Below are 17,900 nucleotides of genomic sequence, written 5' to 3'. Positions count from 1 at the left end.
ATGGAAAATCTGATAACAAAACTTGAAACAACCGATTGGCAATTGGTATCTGAATCAATGAATGAAAAAGGCTTTGCCATTATTCCCAAAATACTATCTGCCAAACAATGTAAAGAACTAATACACGAATATAATAACGAAAAGTTGTATCGAAAAACTGTTGTAATGGAACGCTATCGCTTTGGTTTGGGCGAATATAAATATTTCAATTATCCACTTCCTAAAATTATTCAAACAATACGAGAAACAATATATCCTAAACTTTCTCCTATTGCAAACCTTTGGATGAAGGTTCTAAATATTAATAAAACATTCCCCAAAACATTAAAAGAATTACAATCGCTTTGCCATCAAAATAAGCAACTAAAACCAACACCACTAATTTTAAAATATGGAAAAGGCGGTTTTAACACGTTGCATCAAGATTTATATGGCGATGTGTATTTCCCAATACAAACTGTTCTTTTTTTAACTGAACCCGATACAGATTTTACAGGCGGAGAATTTGTTTTAACACAACACACACCAAGAGCACAATCTAAAGCTATCGTTTTAAAACCTAAAAAAGGCGATATGCTTATTTTTACTACGAATTTTAGACCCATAAAAGGAACTAGAGGTTATTATAGAGCAAATATGAAACACGGAGTTAGTGAAGTAATTAGTGGAGAACGATATACTTTAGGTATTATATTTCACGATGCAACCAACTAACACCATGATAAAACATATAGAAATTGATGCTACTGAACTTCATCAAAAAATAAAACGAAAAGAAATTGTTTATGGAGGAAACTTCAATCTAAAAATTTACGGAACTTTACAATGCAAATCGGGTAAAAGAATGAAAAAGAAAAATCGTGTTTTTTTCAGGACAATTGAACAAGCCAAAGAATTTGGATTTAGACCTTGTGGACATTGTTTACGAGCCGATTATAAAATTTGGAAGAATGGACTTATTTAATAACAGCGAAAACACCAATATTTTACCTTTTGATGGAGAAGTAATTTATTATGGTTCAGTAATAAACATAGAAGAATCTCAACATTATTTTAACCAATTACTTCAGAATATTCAATGGAAAAATGACGAAGCTATTATTTTTGGAAAATTGATAATTACGAAACGCAAAGTGGCTTGGTATGGAGATAAGCCATTTAGTTATACGTATTCAAAAACTACTAAATCGGCACTACCCTGGACTAAAGAATTGTTAGAACTCAAAGAAATTGTAGAACATAAAACAGGAGAAAAGTTCAACTCTTGTTTACTTAATTTATACCATAACGGAAACGAAGGAATGGCTTGGCACAGTGATGGCGAAAAAGATTTAAAAAAGAATGGCGCAATTGGTTCGTTGAGTTTTGGCGCAGAACGCAAATTTTCATTCAAACATAAAACTACCAAACAAACCGTTTCTATCTTTTTAGAAAAAGGGAGCTTATTGGTTATGAAAGGACAGACACAAACTAATTGGCTTCACCGTTTACCTCCAACCAAAAAAACAAAAAATCCAAGAATAAATTTAACCTTTAGAACAATCGATATTTAACGCAACAATCCATTCACATTTGCTTTGTACAATTTTCCAATAGGAATAATATGATCCGCTATCATAATACGATTTCCTTCAATACTATTGATTCGTTTTGTAGCTACTGCAAACGATTTGTGTACTTGTAAAAAATCTTCCACGGGTAATAACGAAATAACATCCGAAAGCTTTTCCCGAATGGTTATGGTTTCCGAATCTGTACTAATTTTGGTATAGTTTCCTGATGCTTCTACAAATTGAATGGTATTGGTAAAAACTTGCACATACTTGTTCTGTGATTTTAGAAAAATGCTTTGATTTGTTTCCTTATTTTTTTCCACTACTGTAGATTTTACTTGCGCAGAAACACGCACAGTTTTGTTGATCGCTTTTAGAAAACGTTCAAAAGAAAACGGTTTGAGTAAATAATCAGAAATATTTAATTCATAACCTTCTAAAGCATATTCTTGATACGCTGTTGTTACTATTACTTTTGGTGGATGCATCAATGTTTTTAAAAAATCGAATCCTTTGAGTTTTGGCATATTCAAATCGAGAAAAATTAAATCTACTGTGTGCTGATTCAAATATTCCATGGCTTCTAATGCATTGTAACAATGTTTTTTCAATTCCATATTTGGCAATAAATCACAATATCCTTTAATGATATCATGTGCTATATGTTCATCGTCAATAATTAAATAGCTTATATTCGCCATGTGTCTTTCTGTTTACTTTTTTTCTAATTCTAATAATTTGGCTTTTAAGAATACATCATCATTCAATGAAATCGCTTTTTTATAATTTTTAATTGCTTTTTCTTTATTTCCTGTTGCCAGATAAAGATCTCCTATTGATTCGTATGCATTAAAGCTTTCAGGATAGTTTTTTATATTCAAATTAAAAAACTGCGCTGCTTTTTTAAATTGTTTTTTTCTTAACAATATAACTCCTATACTGTTAACATAACCTTCGTCTGGTCTAATTTCTACTCCAAATCCTTTTGATAGTCTTTTATAATAATTTTCAACTTTGCCTAAAATGTCAATTTCAGGATTTATATAATCTTCCTGTTTAAGTTTAAATCTATAGAAATTAAAAATATAACGTAACGCATCATATGTTGTAATCAATGGTACAGAGCCATGATCATCATTTTCATAGTATTTTCCTTTGAAAGATAATTCTGTTTGCGTTTCTAAATAAGAATTAAGTTCTAAAATGGCACGAATATGCGCTGTTTTAGAAGTTGTATCTTTTAATACACTTTTGATATTCAAACCCTTACTCATTGTATTTGCAATACCTAAGAAAAGTGTTTTGTTATTATGTTTACTATTGAATTCTGCACTCTTAATCTTATTCAATAAATTTTTCTTATTCCACCACATTGACGGATCAATGGCAACATAGGCATTAAACAAATGAGGTTTGTTTACTAACGTATTCATAACTGTCAATCCGCCTAATGAATGCCCAATAAATGTACGATAGGTTGTCGTTGGATAATTTGTATCTATATGCGGTATAAGTTCCTTTTCAACAAATGAAATAAAGTTTTCTCCTCCACCTGAATTTTCTACCTCTCCTTTTGTAGGTGTTAAATCTCTAGTTCTATTCGTATTAGAAATCCCAACAACAATCATTTTTGGACAAATAGTATTTCCGTTTACAGAACTCAATTGTCGTATCATCCCAACAACTGAATAAAAATGAGCATCGCCATCTAAAAGATAAACTACAGGATAGGTGTTTTTATCATATGGATTGTTCTCAGGGACATACACCATTATTTTTCTTTGTTCATGTAGTATTTCAGAATACACATGATCCGTTTTTCCAATAATGATATCGGTACTATTTTGCCCATTTACAGTATAAAAAAACAAACATAAAAAGTATACAACTATTATTTTTTTCATTCCCTATGTTTTTAATAAGACATAACGACTCAGTCTAAAAACACATCTTACATTGTCAATAATTACAATTGAATCGTTAATTGTGATGTGTATATTTCTTCTTTACTCGTAAAAGATAGTGAATGCTTTTTTGGATACACCAATTCCAAGCGTCTTTGTAAATTTTTCAATCCAATTCCTGTTTTATCAGGAATACTTTCTTTATCAAAATTATTTTCAACACTAAATCGAATTTCGTCTTGATTTGTCATTAAACTTACGTTTACAAAAGCGTTTTCATGCAAATTTTCGACACCATGCTTGAATGCATTTTCTAGTAAAATGATAAACAACAACGGCATTATTTCAATCATTTCATCTTGAATATCTGTAGTAAATTCCACATCAATTTCTTTGTGATAGCGCATTCTGTGTAATTCGATATAATTCTTTAAATATTCCACTTCTTCAGCAATAGTCACACTACTTTTTTGCCCTTCATAAATACTATAGCGCATCATATCGGAGAGTTTCAAAATCAGCGTTTGTGCTTTCTTTGAGTCTTTACCAACCAAACCATATAAGTTATTCAACATATTAAAGAAAAAGTGTGGATTTACTTGACTCTGCAAATGTGATAATTCCATTTGTTGTTGCTCCTTTTTTAAGGTTAACATCGCACTAATTCGCTTAAAAAGCCAATACAGACCAAGTATTACTATCGGTACAAATAAAATAACATATAGCGCAAAAATTGCGGCACTAATGGTTGGATCATAGTTTTCTAAAAAAATCACAGAATCTTTACCCGAAGTCATTACTTCAAAAATTGTAATGAGTAATGGATACGACAGAATCGAAATTCCGATAAGTAAAAGTATTTTTTTATAGTGTTTTTTAAATGACATAACACAAATGTAATTGAAAACCACTTCCGAACAAAAGAAGTTGATAAACGACCAATATTTGATGGTATTTAAATCAAAATGTGTGATGAAATCATTTCAACCTCAATAAAAATTAGTGTATCACGCATTATCCATTGTTGATCCCAAAAGCTTTTTTAGACAATCGTTCGTGTATAGGTTTGTGGAAACAATTAAACACATATCATCATGAAAAAACGAATAGTCAGATATCTAAAACATATCTTTTTAACCTTTTTATTTTTGGCGCTTAGCGCAATTTCTTTAGGATTGTATCACGGCGCTTCGCTACATTATGGCGATCATCCGTCACGTATGAATCTTGACAAAGATGGCCCGTATGTTTTTTATGAAAATGATTCTACACTTAGCGTGAATTATCTCAGAGGAAACAAAAACGACGGTTTTTACACGGCAACAAAGGAGTATTCGATTGCGCATACCATTCCTGGAAGTTGCTATTTCCCACTAGAAGATACAAGCTTTGACTTTACCATTTATCCACAGTTTGAGACACCAAAAACCATATATAATGATGGAAATCCTATTGTGGCGATTTCGGATATTGAAAGTGGTTTTAAAACCTTTCGCGATTTTTTAATTCAACAACAAGTAATTGATACTAACTTGAATTGGACATTTGGCAAAGGGCATTTAGTATTGGTAGGCGATTTCGTAGATCGTGGGTTTTCTACAACACAAGTATTGTGGTTTGTATACAAACTAGAACAAGAAGCCAAAAAATATGGCGGTTTGGTACATTTTATTATCGGAAATCACGAATTAAAAAACATGCAAGCAAAGTTTGGTGCTGCTTCTCAAAAATACTTGGCTGTTTCGGCAATTTTAGACAAACAACAAAACGATTTATACAGTCAAGAATCATTTTTAGGAAAATGGTTGTCAAGCAAAAACGCTATTGAAAAAATCAACGGACATATTTTTGTACACGGTGGCATTCATCCTGAAGTTGCTACACTTGGAATGAGTTTGGAAGCAATAAATGATATTTCGCGCAAGCATTATTACAAAGCTTATTTTCCACAAGTACAAAAAACATCTGCACAATTAATTACCTCAACACGTAAAGGGATTTCATGGTATCGCGGATATTTTAAAGCAGATTTGTCACAAGCGCAAATTGATGCACAACTGGAAACTTTCAATGCAAAATCAGTTGTTGTTGGACACACCTTGCAGTCAAAAGTAAAAACATTCTTTAACGGAAAAATTATTGGAATTGATGTACATCACCCAAAAGATTACAATAAAAGTTGGCCAAATTCTCAATCAGAAGGTTTATTAATTGAAAATGATGTCATGTATCGTTTATTACATGATGGAACTAAAAAAGAGCTTTAATATTATGATACTACTATTTCATTATATCATTAAATGGGTTGTTCACTTTATTAATTGAATTTAATATTTATAATGACTAACAACTTTTCAGTTCTATAAAGTTATTCTAATTCCGTAACTTTAAGTCAACCTAAAACGCAAGCCATGAACCAACTGAAGAAAGAAGACATTAAACAAGAAGTATTTGATTTATATGACGATTATGCGCATAATAAAATTGGACGTCGACAATTTGTAGAACGCCTTTCATTATATGCCGCAGGAAGTGTCACCGTTGGTGCATTGTTAAGTTTTATGTCGCCAAATTATAGAACTACTGCGGAAGTACCTGAAGATGATGTGCGTGTACAATCAGATTATATTATGTATGATTCTCCAAAAGGTGGTGGAAAAATTAAAGGCTTACTTTCATTACCTAAAGATACAACGACAAAAGTTCCTGGCGTTATTGTCGTTCATGAAAATAGAGGCTTAAATCCATATATAGAAGATGTTGGCAGACGTACGTCATTAGATGGTTTTATCAGTTTGGCACCAGATGCGTTGACACCTTTAGGTGGTTATCCTGGAAATGATGATGACGGACGCACCATGCAAAAAAAACGCGATCGAAACGAAATGCTAGAAGATTTTATTGCTGCCTATGAATACTTAAAAAGTCATCCAAATTGTAATGGAAAAGTTGGCGTCGTTGGTTTTTGTTTTGGCGGATGGATTTCAAATATGATGGCTGTAAAACTAGACGACTTAAAAGCTGCTGTTCCGTTTTATGGACGACAACCTAATGATGAAGATGCTGCTAAAATAAAAGCCCCTTTATTGCTTCAGTATGCTGATTTAGACAAACGAGTGAATGCAGGTTGGGAAGCGTATGAAAAAGTATTAAAAGCAAACAAAATTGATTACGAAGCACATTTTTATCCGAATGTAAATCACGGTTTTCACAACAATACGACACCGCGTTATGATAAAAAAGCAGCAACATTAGCTTGGACACGAACAATTGATTTTTTTAAGGATAAACTTATTTGACAATTAAGAAAACATGAAAGCACTGAGTAAATGATTTACATGAAATTATAGAGATATACTCATTTTCAAATTTTAAACTATATTGTAGGTACATTAAAAACCAATTTTAGATGACCGCAACTACCGAAGAAGTGCAACCAAAAAAGCTAACGCTACTACAAAAAATACTTCCGTTAGCTTTACTTTTGTTTAATATTTATCTTTTCTTTGAATTAATTCCAGATCATATTGCAGAAGCCTACAGTATTCTACTTTCTATTGTTGGAGGTGTCATTACCGTGATTTTATCGTTTTGGGTAGCTGGCACTTTGCTAAGAAGTTTATTAAAATATATGGCAATTCCTATATTTTTACTCTGTATAGCTTCCTTATTTATTTTTGGGATTTGTTTTATTTGGAAAACAACTTCTTATAGTTCTAATGAACTTGCCGAAAACGGTGTTTATACAACTGCAATTGTGCAAAGTAAATCAAGAATGTATGGAAGGCGTGGAAGAACAATTCAAAGTATTGAGGTACTTTTTTTAGATGAACATAAACAAAAACAATCCGCAACAATTGATATTGGTAAAAACGAATACAACAGTTTTAACAAAGGCATGATTATCCCCATTTTTTACTCTTCCGAACATCCGAATATTGCTCGAATATCCTATAAAAAATTACGCAGTGGTGATTATTAATTTTATATTGACTTGTTTACGAACTCAGAAGTAACATTCACTCATTCTGGGTTTTATCTTTTTATAAATTCAAATACTTTTAAATAAAACAATTATTTAATCGTTATATGTTAAAACCGAATAAAGATGAAAAAACAACTGCTAATCTTCACTATTTTGATAGCTAGCATCCCTGCATTTGGTCAAAGTGGAGAATTCACAACACATGAAAATGGATTGATTTACAGCAAAGTAACCATGAGTAAACTTTCGCACATTGTAGATTCATTAAATCTTCAATATAAATACTGTGATCTTAATAAAGTTTATTTGGCAAAAAATCAGACTGTTGCACACATCATTGAATTGACCACAGGAGATATGAAAAGTGCTAAAAAAGATCTTGAAAATCAAATGGACTTTGATCTGTTTCTCAAAAAACATCCGCAAGCTACAGTAAAGAAAAATGTACTCGTTGTTCAATATCAATATACAGATTATGACGAAAAAGATGTGATTGATTTTAGAGAAATAAGTTTAAATACTGACAACGAATTTTCTATTAGAAAAACAAAAAAATTAGAGCAATATAAAACACTTAAAGAGAAAAGTTGGTTATATCGTTACAACAGTAAAGATGCATATTCGCGTGAATCGCTGAAGGCTTTTTACTTCCCTAACACATTTACAGCCGAACCACTAGTTGAAAAATACGCTACAATGGTTGGTTATGCTAATTGTCTAATTGATACGACTACTACAAAATTTAAAGAAGATGCAGCGCAAGGTTTCTACAAGAGCTTGCCTAAAAATTGGCAACAACTTTCCAAAGAAGAAAAATCTACACTATTAGCAAAAATGCGAAATACCAAAGTAATGGGAAGTTGTAGTATGGATTCAAGTCCAAGAGAACATGCTGTAAACATTGCTGTTTTGGCTGCCGAAACTGTGCATTGGGAAGTGTTTCTTAGAGCACATTTAGATATCATGAACGATCGTTTTGATAGAGTTTCTGATGGAAGTTATGCACAAGCAAGACGAAAAACATATATCCGTGAGTTGGAAGAACTAAATATTAATGTCTCTGATTTAATTTTTGGCATTAGTTTTCGTATTGAAAACCCTGCCGAAAACCATTATTACGCAAGCATCAGTAGAACTGGAAGAGCTTTGGCTGAGACTAAAAACAGAGAACATATTGAACGTTCTATGTTGGCAATGATCAAAGACACACAACTAGATGATTTCAACAGAGTGATTATCTATTTTTTATATAAAAACTACATCTACTATCTTGAAGATAAAGAAATAAAAAAGCAGAATATTGAACAACTGAAAAGTGCTGTTGCCATGCTTCCTAAATATATTAACACAAAAATTACATTTGAAGAATGACATACATTTTTTTCTTGGGTATTTAATATATTTGGTCTTTATCAAATTCCCTTTAAATTTTAAGAATGCAGCAAGAAATTAATACAAAAAATTTAACGTTTTACTCTCAGAAAGCAATTGGTATTGCTACATTTATAGGTGGTCCTTTAGCTGCTGGTTATCTCATTAGAGAAAATTACAAAGCACTAAATGAATCTGAAAAAGGAAACAAAGCTCTTATCATTTCCATTATTATTACGATAGCCCTGTTTGCGCTTATTTTTTCTATTCCAGAACATATTATAGAAAAAATTCCTAAGATGATTATTCCTGCTATTTATACAGGTGCAACGGTGTATTGGGTAGAGCAAACATTTGGAGCAATTTTTAAACAACATGAAGAAAATGCATATGCTTTCTTTTCACGGTGGAAAGCAGCCGGAATTGGAATTCTGTCATTATTAGTTATTGGAGGAGGACTTTTTGCATATATTTATTCATCGACAGATTTTGAAACTGAAAATTTATACAATACACAACTTCAACAGTTTACCAAAAACGAAAATGAATCTTTAGTCTTTTATGATCATTTAGATAATGGAAATTCGTTTGGTTTAATCCTTGAGCTCGATAATGAAGTCATTCCAAAATGGAAAGAAAATTTACAAATTGTAAAAAACATGGATACACTAAAAGGCTTGGATTCAGCTATTTTACAGCAAAATAAAATATTGTTACGTTATTCTGAACTACGTCTAGATATATTTGATTTATTAAAAAAAGCCTTAAAAGAAGATACTGATAAATATGATGCGCAATTGTCTTTTCTTCATTCAGAAATAGACAAAGAGTTAGCCAAACTAAACTAGTTTTTATATGATTGAAAACAAATCGTATATATCCCATTTAGAGGTAAATGGTTTTGCCGTATTGGATCGAATGTATTCGAATAGTGAAGTTGAAGCCATTCGTTCGTGCATTGAAAAAGTGAACGCTGAACAAGGTTTTGCAGAAAGTTCTGCAAATTTGTTCGCAATCAGGCAAGTTATGACCAAAATCCCTGAATTAAAATCATTATTATTCACTGATAAATTTCACAAACTATTGGCTACTATTTTTGATAAATCTTGTTTTTTAACAAAAGCTATTTATTTTGATAAACCAAGCAAGTCCAATTGGTTTGTAGCATATCATCAAGACTTAAGTATTTCTGTAGACCGGAGAGAAGACGTTTCAAGTTATAAAAATTGGACTTTCAAAAAAGGGCAAATTGGCGTACAACCTCCATTAGATATTTTAGAGAATATTGTTACCATAAGAATACATTTAGACAAAACCGAAAAAGAAAATGGTGCCTTAAAAGTGATTCCCACTTCACATCAAAAAGGAATTTATAGACCAGAAACAATTGATTGGAATATAGAAACCGAACATATTTGTGAAGTTAAAAAAGGTGGCGTCATGTTGATGAAACCGTTAACGTTGCATGCATCTGAACGTACTACCAATCATAAACAACGCAGCGTTTTACATTTAGAATTTAGTACTAAACAATTGAAAAAACCGTTACAATGGTTAGAGTATTGTGAAATTTAGTACGCATGCACTATAAGCAATTTGTTTTTTCTACATTCTAAAACTTGCTAATATTTACAGGAATTTATTATATTGCGGATACCCAAACACTTTAATAACCTACTATGAATTTCAAAAATTACCTGCTTGCCCTGCTGGTTATTCTTTGTATCAGTTGTGAAGCAGCGTATCCTCCTCAGTATGATGCTATATCTGCAGCCTCACAAGCTGACACCGTATTTCCTGTTCCTGTTGGATTTGTGAATGATTTTGATAATGTTTTGTCAGAAGAACAAGAAACTTCGTTACTTAATTTGGTAAAGCAATATGAAGCAGAAACTACTACTCAAATTGCTATTGTAACGCTGACTTCTATTCAAGGATATGAAGGTCTGGAATCCTATTCTTTAGACTTGGCTAATAATTGGAAAATTGGTCAAGAAGATAAAGACAATGGTGTTCTCATTGCTTTATACATGAAAGACCGTCGTATTTGGATTCAGAATGGAAATGGTATTATGCAAAAACTTACCGATAATGAAACTTTAGAAATCATCAAAAAAATAATTGTCCCTGAGTTTAAGAAAGACAATTATTTTTCTGGTTTTCAAAAAGGGATCAAAGCTATTATTGAAGAGTTGAAAAGGTCTTAAGTTTTTAACTTTCTCTTTTAATGCTTCATCGTCTTCGCAACGTTATCTTCATCTAATATTTCGTTGGTTTCCGTTTGTACTTTTTTAAGTATTTCGTGTAAATCAGCTGTGGTATCAATTGCATCATCAGCAATCATATTCAACAATGCTTTGTCTTGCGCACGTCCAATTTCCATAGCTTTACTATATGGAATATCTTCATTAAACGTTACCATTGAATATTTAGAAAAATACTGTGTGGGGAAGTTTTTCTCTAAATCCATTTCTAGTTTACGCTTTTCTTTAAAGATAGGATTTGCAACATGATCACGCATTTCATAATAGTTATCAATCGCCAAATCAGCAATCGCATCTGTATCTCTTTTACGCGCTTTTTCATAGGCTTTGAATACAGTTTCCCAATCGCCTTCATGTTGATCTAGGATTTCATTAAAAACAACAACATCTTCAAAAGAAGCATTCATTCCTTGTCCGTAGAATGGAACAATTGCATGCGCTGCATCTCCCATTAGTAAGGTATTGTTTTTGTAAGACCAAGGAGAACATTTTACTGTTCCTAATGGCGCTGTTGGGTTTTCAAAATATTCTTTGGTCAATTCAGGAATCAATGAAACTAAATCTGGGAATTGTGTTTCAAAAAATTCTTGTACACGTTCTTTTGTAGTTAGATTATTGAAATTGTATTCACCTTCATCATACGATAAGAAAAGTGTTACTGTGAAGCTTCCATCTAAGTTTGGCAAAGCAATAATCATATAATCACCTCTTGGCCAAATATGCAATGCATTTTTTTCTGTTCGAAAACCACCTGTTGCCGTTGGTGGAATGCTTAATTCTTTATATCCATGACTGAGATAATTCTGCGAATAGCTAAATAAAAATTTACGTTCTAAGTAATAGCTTTTGCGTAAAATAGAGCCTGCACCATCTGTCCCGATAATAACATCAGCTTTTACCTGTAGTTCTTTTTTAGTTTCGTAACAATAGAAAGTTGCTCTGTTTTCTTCTATGTCAATAGCTGTACATTTTTTATTAAACGTAATATCAACCGCTTCATGTTCTTCTGCTTCGGTGAGTAACAACGCATTTAAATCGCCTCGTGAAATCGAATTGATATATTCGTCATTTCGTCCTGAGTAGTTAGACATGAATGTATTTCCTTCTACATCATGTACCAAACGTCCGTGCATTGGAATACATAGCGGCATTACTTTATCTGCAATTCCCACCATATTCATGGCTTTAATTCCTCTGTCTGAAAATGCTAAATTGATGGATCTTCCCGCAGAAATATCTACTTTTCGTAAATCGGGACGACTTTCCATCACAGTTACTTTGTAGCCGCGTTGTCCTAAACGTAACGCTAATAATGAACCGCATAATCCTGCGCCAACAATAAGTATGTTTTCTTTAGTTTTCATGTTATAAGCATTTTTTTAGTTCGTCTACCATTTTGTAAACATCTTCAAAGGTATTGTATAATGGAACTGGTGCACAACGAATTACGTCTGGTTCGCGCCAATCAGATATGATATGCTTGTCCATTAGTTTCTGATGCAATGATTTATCAGCATTTTTTACTTGAATCGATAATTGACAACCTCTTTCTTTTGGGTTTGCAGGTGTAATTATTTTGACTTGATCCGTACCAATTTCATTAATTAAATATTCAAAATAGGCCGTTAGTGTCTCCGATTTTTCGCGTAAAGCGTCCATTCCTACTTCATTGAACATATCTAGCGAAGCTTTAATTGCTGCCATAGATAATATCGGCGGATTGCTCAATTGCCAACTTTCTGCTCCTGGAATTGGATTGAAGTCATAACGCATGTTGAAACGCGTTTCTTTATCATGTCCCCACCAACCTGCAAATCGATTTAAATCTTTGTTATGCGCATGTTTTTCATGCACAAATAATCCTGCTAAACTTCCTGGTCCAGAGTTTAAATATTTATAGGTACACCAAGCCGCAAAATCCACATTAGAATCGTGTAAGTTTGGCTGAATGTTTCCAGCGCCGTGCGCTAAATCAATTCCAACCATTGCTCCTTTTGCATGTCCGAGTTCCGCAATTTTCTTTATGTCAAAATACTGTCCTGTGTAATAGTTTACACCTCCAATCAACAATAACGCTATTTCGTCTCCTTCTGCTTCTAAAATGGTTTCTAAGTCTTCCATATGAAGTAACTCTTCACCTGCTCTAGGTTTCCATTCTATCAATCCGTCTTTTGGATCAAAACCGTGAAACTTTAATTGCGATTCTACCGCATATCGATCTGATGGAAAAGCATCGCTTTCAATAACAATTTTGTATTTTGTTTTGGTAGGTTGATAAAACGAAACCATCAACAAATGTAAATTTGTTGTTAGTGTATTCATAATCACTACTTCAATTGGCTTTGCTCCTACTATTTTCGCCATGTTTTCTGTTAAGAATTCGTGGTATGGCATCCACGGGTTTTTTGCATCAAAATGCCCTTCTACACCTAAGTTTGCCCAATCTTTTAATTCTTGCTGAATATATTCTTGTGTTACTTTTGGTTGTAATCCAAGTGAATTTCCACAAAAATATAACCATTTGTTTCCGGCTGCATCTTTTGGAATATGAAATTGATTTCGGTAACTTTTTAGTGGATCTTTTGCGTCTTGCTCTTTTGCATACGCTAGTGTATTTTGAAACATGTTGAATGCTATTTTTATCAAAAATACGTATTAGATTTTTGTAATAAAAAGATATTTATCATTTTATAAATCACTTTTTACGGTAATCATATTTTATTGATATTTTTGTAGAAATATTTTTCCTATGCACTTTATTCCAGAAGCTTTAGATGATTATGTGGTGGCGCATTCTGCCAATGAACCTGAGTTATTGAAAGCATTGACACGTGAAACGTATCAGAAAATTTTGCAACCTCGTATGCTAAGCGGTCATTATCAAGGTCGTTTGTTGAGTATGCTGTCTAAATTGATTCGTCCAAAAACAATTTTAGAGATTGGCACTTATACAGGATATTCAGCTTTGTGTTTGGCAGAAGGAATGCAAAAAGATGGCGATTTACACACAATTGATATTAACGAAGAATTACACGATTTTCAACGTAAATATTTTGATAAATCTTCATATGGAAATCAAATTTTTCAATATACAGGAGATGCTTTGGAGATTATCCCTACTATAAACAGCACATTTGATTTGGTATTTATTGATGCAGATAAACCTAATTACCCTGCTTATTTCCATGCGATTATTGACAAGATGAATCCGAATGGAATTATTCTATCTGATAATGTTTTATGGAGTGGAAAAGTGATTGAAACACTTCAAAAGAATGATTTTTCTACCAAAGCACTTTTAGAATATAATACATTATTGAAAGAAGATAAACGCGTAGAAACAGTTGTACTACCTATTAGAGACGGTTTGACGATTAGTAGAATGATTAATTAGAGTTTGTATCTTTGAATAAGGTTTAAAAAAAGAAGAAAAAAAGCCGTTTCAACATTCATTGAAACGGCTTCATTTTTAATTTTAGGATTAAACTTTTTGTACTACTTATTTTTTAATAAATTTCTTTGTCACCATGGTTTCTCCAGAAACAAATCGTATAAAGTAAGTTCCAGATGCAAAATTAGAAACATCAATACTTGCATCGTTATCAATCCCTTTCATTTCCTTCACTAACATTCCGAAAGCAGAAAATACTTTTACAGTATCTACTTTTAAACCTGAAGTATTTTTGATATTAAGAATGCCTTTCGTTGGATTAGGGTAAATCGTAAAGCCTTCTTCATCAGTACTAAGTGCATGTGTACTTATTGTTGATTGAGGCGTTTCTTTCTCTACACGTCTAGTAGAATTGGCAATTCTACTTGTGCCTGTGTTACCTGTAATAGTGACAGCATCAATATAAACGCGATCTCCATTACCACTAGCATCACATCTAAATCTAAATTGTGCATTGGAATTTAAATTATATTCCGATGCGCTAAATGTTACGGTAGATGTATAGAATGAGTCATTTTCAAATTCCGATCCGCGCGCCCAAGTAGCTGCTGTTTGCCATCCAGAACCATCATTGTACTGAAGCCAGAAATCTTCATTATTTTCCATGCTATTAGGGAAGAAGAAAAATTCAACACTAACAGAATCAAATCCTGATAAATCAAAGGTTTCCGAAGTCATTGTAGAACTGTTTGTGTTATCTCTTAATCTAATAGAATAACTTCCTTCATAAGAACGTGTTCCGCTGTAGCGGAAACTATCACTTCCTCCATCAACCCAGTTATCCCATCCAGTTTCAAAGAAACCTTCATGGATTACTACACTTCCTGTAGAACATGAGGCACAGAACGAGCCTCCACAATCTACACCTTCTTCATCTCCATTTTGAATACCATCACTACACGTTGGTCCTCCTGAACCATCCTGTATAACAACTGTATAATCTTCTACTTCACCATATGTAAAGGTTTCACAAGATGTTGGTATGCCGTTATATTTTAAAGATACACGCATTCTTGTTGCTCCATTAGTCGCAGAAGCAGGAACGGTAAAGCTACCACTTACAGGTGTATTTGTAGTTGGAGCTTGTGACCAAACCTGTTCGCCAGCATCCGTAAAATCACCATCTTGATTATAATCAATCCAAACTGAATATCCTTCACTATAAATAGTTCCTATCCAAGTTGGTGTTACTGTTATTGTATATTGTGAATCCTTATCTAAGGTTGTTGAAATACCTGTAAAGTCAGTATAAAACTGAGCTCCAGATGAGTTATCTATAGTATTCAATTGTACGCGACCAATAAATTCATCATTGGTATTTGTACTTGCAGAATCACAATATGTTATTTGTACATCTAGCGTTACAACTGTAACTGTGTTACTGTTTCCTGAAGTATTTCCTGCACCATCTCTTGCGACTACATAAAAATCGTAACTCGTTAATGCTGTTAAACCAGTTACTGTATATGTAGTTCCCGAAGTTATTCCGATTAAATTACCATCTTGATAGATATCATATCCAGCAACAGATACATTATCAGTGGAAGCAGTCCATGATAAGTCTGTAGTTGTATCCGTAGTATTCGAAGCAGATAAATTTGTTGGTGTTGATGGAGCTTCTGTATCAGGCGGTCCTGCAACTATTTGAAATGCTGCTACATGACTCTTTCTTACATTATTCCCTGGTCCTTTCATATATTCTGCAATGTGCCAGAAAGTCATATCATCAATAGGATCTACCGTTAACTGAGCATAATCTCCATAACGTCCGTCACCTCTATTATTTTGCGCATCACCATCAACAATATTTTGCTCTGCTATTGTCATTGTACCTAACGGATCAGCTACTTGGCGTCCTGTATAACGTAACGAAGTATATACTGTGCTACTTACAATTGTATAGGCAAGTCCAATATTTCCTTGCGCATCCATACTAATACTACCACAAAAAGTACTATAGTTTGGCTGTGAGTAGGTTCCTTCTTGATAAATTGTCCAAGGCTGCCCATCAGCTGTCTGTCTTAATTCATACCATCTAATTCCTGCTTTACTATCATTTCCACTTACATCTACTGCAAAATTCATTACCGCTGAATTGTAAGAGCCAAATCGTCTGTAATTCGTCATATACATCATAGTTGCTTGTAATGCATCTATATCTGGACCATTTCCGGGCTCGTCCAAGTTACTGAATGAACCATTATCAAATACAGAATCGTACGGTGCTGTATTGATAATTTGAGGAGGTGATATAGAAGAACTCCCTGGATTACTCCAGTTTACACTTACATTCCATATTTTTAAGTGATCTTGAGAAATACCTGACCAAGCATCATCTTGTAAGTAAACTATAGGTTGCGGCGTTCCTACTGGCGGTAAATTTGGTCCAATACAGTTAAATCCGCCTGGACTATAAAAGCCACTAGTTGCTGCGTTAGGCAATGGAAATCCAACTATTTGAGAATTAGCATTACCTGCCAGCATTTCATCTCTTTCAAGCGCATATATTACATCATTATTGCTAGGGTTCCCTGAATCTTTATTTGCTGTGATATAGTAACCATCACTCCAAACGGACATTTTCTCATAATCAGGGAAAGATCCAGTATTGAAACGATATGTATACCAGCCATCATTTACAGGGTCTGGTCCTTGGCAAACAGCTATTAAAATACCATTTGGCGTATCACTAAATTGCATAATAATAAAGCGATCTGCATAGCGATCATACACTACTACAGGATCACCAAGATCTTCATTAGGAAATAATGTTGCTAGTGAAGCTTCTGGCACTAATACATTCCCTGACCTGTCTAAGATACCGAACCCAGAGTTGAATGCATACACATAATGATTTGGTCCAATAGCTCCTGTAGGATCATTAAGGACTGTTCCTGTGTGTGCTGGAAAATCAATAGTTGGTGCTCTACCTCCAGTTTTTGGAATGTTTACTTGTTTTTGAATTAATGGATCGCGTCCAACGGGAAGACCTTTCCCTTCAATTACAATGTTACTACCTCTTCGCTTTGGAGGTGCAACATGTTCTAATCCTTTTGCTGCTATAATATTATCCATTTTAGACAACGCAGGAACTTCTACCATATATGCTGCCTTAGCGGTAGATGTTGCTTTTAATGTGCCCGGTTTTTGAGCTTGAATGGTAAAAATACCCATCAAAAACAATAAGAAAAAATAATTTGCTCTCATAATGTAGGTTAAATTTGGTTATTGGTTAATTATTCGTTTATTCACATTAATGTAAATAAACGCTTAATAAGGTAACTGTTTTTCTTTTAAAAAAAGAGTGTTTTCTTATAAGAAAAGTAAGGTTAAAACATAATTCATAACTCACAATACGCTTATTTTAAGATA

Annotated in this window: 17 protein-coding genes; 11 read left to right on the top strand and 6 right to left on the bottom strand. The window is 33.1% G+C overall.

Annotated features, from left to right (window positions below; genetic code table 11):
- Genes Q0828_RS19130 through Q0828_RS19120 form a run of 3 tightly spaced genes read left to right on the top strand, consistent with a single transcriptional unit; the run spans position 1 to position 1,553 of the window.
- Complete coding sequence (locus tag Q0828_RS19130) at positions 1-714, top strand: 2OG-Fe(II) oxygenase (protein ID WP_298425086.1); 714 nt, start codon at positions 1-3, stop codon at positions 712-714.
- A 4-nt stretch (positions 715-718) separates the two neighbouring features.
- Positions 719-964 (top strand): Ada metal-binding domain-containing protein, encoded by a 246-nt coding sequence (locus tag Q0828_RS19125; RefSeq protein WP_298425083.1) that lies wholly within the window; start codon positions 719-721, stop codon positions 962-964.
- The gene (locus tag Q0828_RS19120) at positions 951-1,553 is read left to right on the top strand and encodes an alpha-ketoglutarate-dependent dioxygenase AlkB (RefSeq protein WP_298425080.1); all 603 of its coding nucleotides are present in this window, start codon (positions 951-953) and stop codon (positions 1,551-1,553) included. Before Q0828_RS19125 ends, Q0828_RS19120 begins: the two co-directional genes overlap by 14 nt.
- Here Q0828_RS19120 and Q0828_RS19115 read toward each other — a convergent pair.
- The 3 genes from Q0828_RS19115 to Q0828_RS19105 all read right to left on the bottom strand — a co-directional run bounded on the left by Q0828_RS19115 (position 1,550) and on the right by Q0828_RS19105 (position 4,344).
- Complete coding sequence (locus tag Q0828_RS19115; protein WP_298425076.1) at positions 1,550-2,254, bottom strand: response regulator transcription factor; 705 nt, start codon at positions 2,252-2,254, stop codon at positions 1,550-1,552. The two genes, Q0828_RS19120 and Q0828_RS19115, sit on opposite strands and share 4 nt — an antisense overlap.
- A 12-nt stretch (positions 2,255-2,266) precedes the next feature.
- Positions 2,267-3,457 carry an alpha/beta hydrolase-fold protein gene (locus tag Q0828_RS19110; protein WP_298425073.1) on the bottom strand — a complete coding sequence of 397 codons (1,191 nt, stop codon included), beginning with the start codon at positions 3,455-3,457 and terminating at the stop codon, positions 2,267-2,269.
- A gap of 62 nt (positions 3,458-3,519) precedes the next feature.
- Positions 3,520-4,344: a histidine kinase gene (locus tag Q0828_RS19105; RefSeq protein WP_298425071.1), complete on the bottom strand. Its 825-nt coding sequence runs from the start codon at positions 4,342-4,344 to the stop codon at positions 3,520-3,522.
- Positions 4,345-4,551: 207 nt separating this feature from the next.
- Between Q0828_RS19105 and Q0828_RS19100 the strand changes: the two genes are divergently transcribed.
- The 7 genes from Q0828_RS19100 to Q0828_RS19070 all read left to right on the top strand — a co-directional run bounded on the left by Q0828_RS19100 (position 4,552) and on the right by Q0828_RS19070 (position 11,020).
- Positions 4,552-5,724 (top strand): metallophosphoesterase, encoded by a 1,173-nt coding sequence (locus Q0828_RS19100; protein ID WP_298425068.1) that lies wholly within the window; start codon positions 4,552-4,554, stop codon positions 5,722-5,724.
- A gap of 144 nt (positions 5,725-5,868) precedes the next feature.
- Positions 5,869-6,756, top strand: a complete 888-nt coding sequence (locus Q0828_RS19095; protein WP_298425065.1) for a dienelactone hydrolase family protein — start codon at positions 5,869-5,871, stop codon at positions 6,754-6,756.
- Positions 6,757-6,866: 110 nt separating this feature from the next.
- On the top strand, positions 6,867-7,439 hold the full coding sequence (locus Q0828_RS19090) for a hypothetical protein (RefSeq protein WP_298425063.1): 573 nt from the start codon (positions 6,867-6,869) through the stop codon (positions 7,437-7,439).
- A gap of 126 nt (positions 7,440-7,565) precedes the next feature.
- Positions 7,566-8,813 (top strand): hypothetical protein, encoded by a 1,248-nt coding sequence (locus Q0828_RS19085; protein ID WP_298425062.1) that lies wholly within the window; start codon positions 7,566-7,568, stop codon positions 8,811-8,813.
- A gap of 65 nt (positions 8,814-8,878) precedes the next feature.
- Positions 8,879-9,661, top strand: a complete 783-nt coding sequence (locus Q0828_RS19080; protein ID WP_298425060.1) for a hypothetical protein — start codon at positions 8,879-8,881, stop codon at positions 9,659-9,661.
- Between the two features lie 7 nt (positions 9,662-9,668).
- A complete protein-coding gene (locus tag Q0828_RS19075) occupies positions 9,669-10,388 on the top strand; it encodes a phytanoyl-CoA dioxygenase family protein (protein ID WP_298425058.1) in 720 nt (239 codons plus the stop codon).
- 104 nt (positions 10,389-10,492) lie between these two features.
- The gene (locus Q0828_RS19070) at positions 10,493-11,020 is read left to right on the top strand and encodes a YgcG family protein (RefSeq protein ID WP_298425055.1); all 528 of its coding nucleotides are present in this window, start codon (positions 10,493-10,495) and stop codon (positions 11,018-11,020) included.
- A gap of 17 nt (positions 11,021-11,037) precedes the next feature.
- On the opposite strand, the gene Q0828_RS19065 is transcribed toward Q0828_RS19070, so the two are convergent.
- Both Q0828_RS19065 and kynU read right to left on the bottom strand, forming a co-directional pair.
- Positions 11,038-12,441 (bottom strand): NAD(P)/FAD-dependent oxidoreductase, encoded by a 1,404-nt coding sequence (locus tag Q0828_RS19065; RefSeq protein ID WP_298425052.1) that lies wholly within the window; start codon positions 12,439-12,441, stop codon positions 11,038-11,040.
- Between the two features lies 1 nt (position 12,442).
- Positions 12,443-13,702 carry a kynureninase gene (kynU, locus tag Q0828_RS19060; RefSeq protein ID WP_298425049.1) on the bottom strand — a complete coding sequence of 420 codons (1,260 nt, stop codon included), beginning with the start codon at positions 13,700-13,702 and terminating at the stop codon, positions 12,443-12,445.
- Positions 13,703-13,826: 124 nt separating this feature from the next.
- On the opposite strand from kynU, the gene Q0828_RS19055 reads away from it, so the two are divergent.
- The gene (locus Q0828_RS19055) at positions 13,827-14,471 is read left to right on the top strand and encodes an O-methyltransferase (protein ID WP_298425046.1); all 645 of its coding nucleotides are present in this window, start codon (positions 13,827-13,829) and stop codon (positions 14,469-14,471) included.
- A 105-nt stretch (positions 14,472-14,576) separates the two neighbouring features.
- On the opposite strand, the gene Q0828_RS19050 is transcribed toward Q0828_RS19055, so the two are convergent.
- A complete protein-coding gene (locus Q0828_RS19050) occupies positions 14,577-17,735 on the bottom strand; it encodes a GEVED domain-containing protein (RefSeq protein WP_298425043.1) in 3,159 nt (1,052 codons plus the stop codon).
- Between the last annotated feature and the right edge of the window lie 165 nt (positions 17,736-17,900).

This window comes from uncultured Kordia sp. (assembly GCF_947496985.1).
Classification (GTDB): Bacteria; Bacteroidota; Bacteroidia; order Flavobacteriales; family Flavobacteriaceae; genus Kordia.
This window is presented reverse-complemented; position numbering and strand designations above follow the sequence as displayed.

Coding starts and splice junctions, on each gene's coding strand:
- Q0828_RS19130 (WP_298425086.1), top strand. CDS start 1: ATGGAAAATCTGATAACAAAACTTGAAACAACCGATTGGCAATTGGTA.
- Q0828_RS19125 (WP_298425083.1), top strand. CDS start 719: ATGATAAAACATATAGAAATTGATGCTACTGAACTTCATCAAAAAATA.
- Q0828_RS19120 (WP_298425080.1), top strand. CDS start 951: ATGGACTTATTTAATAACAGCGAAAACACCAATATTTTACCTTTTGAT.
- Q0828_RS19115 (WP_298425076.1), bottom strand. CDS start 2,254: ATGGCGAATATAAGCTATTTAATTATTGACGATGAACATATAGCACAT.
- Q0828_RS19110 (WP_298425073.1), bottom strand. CDS start 3,457: ATGAAAAAAATAATAGTTGTATACTTTTTATGTTTGTTTTTTTATACT.
- Q0828_RS19105 (WP_298425071.1), bottom strand. CDS start 4,344: ATGTCATTTAAAAAACACTATAAAAAAATACTTTTACTTATCGGAATT.
- Q0828_RS19100 (WP_298425068.1), top strand. CDS start 4,552: ATGAAAAAACGAATAGTCAGATATCTAAAACATATCTTTTTAACCTTT.
- Q0828_RS19095 (WP_298425065.1), top strand. CDS start 5,869: ATGAACCAACTGAAGAAAGAAGACATTAAACAAGAAGTATTTGATTTA.
- Q0828_RS19090 (WP_298425063.1), top strand. CDS start 6,867: ATGACCGCAACTACCGAAGAAGTGCAACCAAAAAAGCTAACGCTACTA.
- Q0828_RS19085 (WP_298425062.1), top strand. CDS start 7,566: ATGAAAAAACAACTGCTAATCTTCACTATTTTGATAGCTAGCATCCCT.
- Q0828_RS19080 (WP_298425060.1), top strand. CDS start 8,879: ATGCAGCAAGAAATTAATACAAAAAATTTAACGTTTTACTCTCAGAAA.
- Q0828_RS19075 (WP_298425058.1), top strand. CDS start 9,669: ATGATTGAAAACAAATCGTATATATCCCATTTAGAGGTAAATGGTTTT.
- Q0828_RS19070 (WP_298425055.1), top strand. CDS start 10,493: ATGAATTTCAAAAATTACCTGCTTGCCCTGCTGGTTATTCTTTGTATC.
- Q0828_RS19065 (WP_298425052.1), bottom strand. CDS start 12,441: ATGAAAACTAAAGAAAACATACTTATTGTTGGCGCAGGATTATGCGGT.
- kynU (WP_298425049.1), bottom strand. CDS start 13,702: ATGTTTCAAAATACACTAGCGTATGCAAAAGAGCAAGACGCAAAAGAT.
- Q0828_RS19055 (WP_298425046.1), top strand. CDS start 13,827: ATGCACTTTATTCCAGAAGCTTTAGATGATTATGTGGTGGCGCATTCT.
- Q0828_RS19050 (WP_298425043.1), bottom strand. CDS start 17,735: ATGAGAGCAAATTATTTTTTCTTATTGTTTTTGATGGGTATTTTTACC.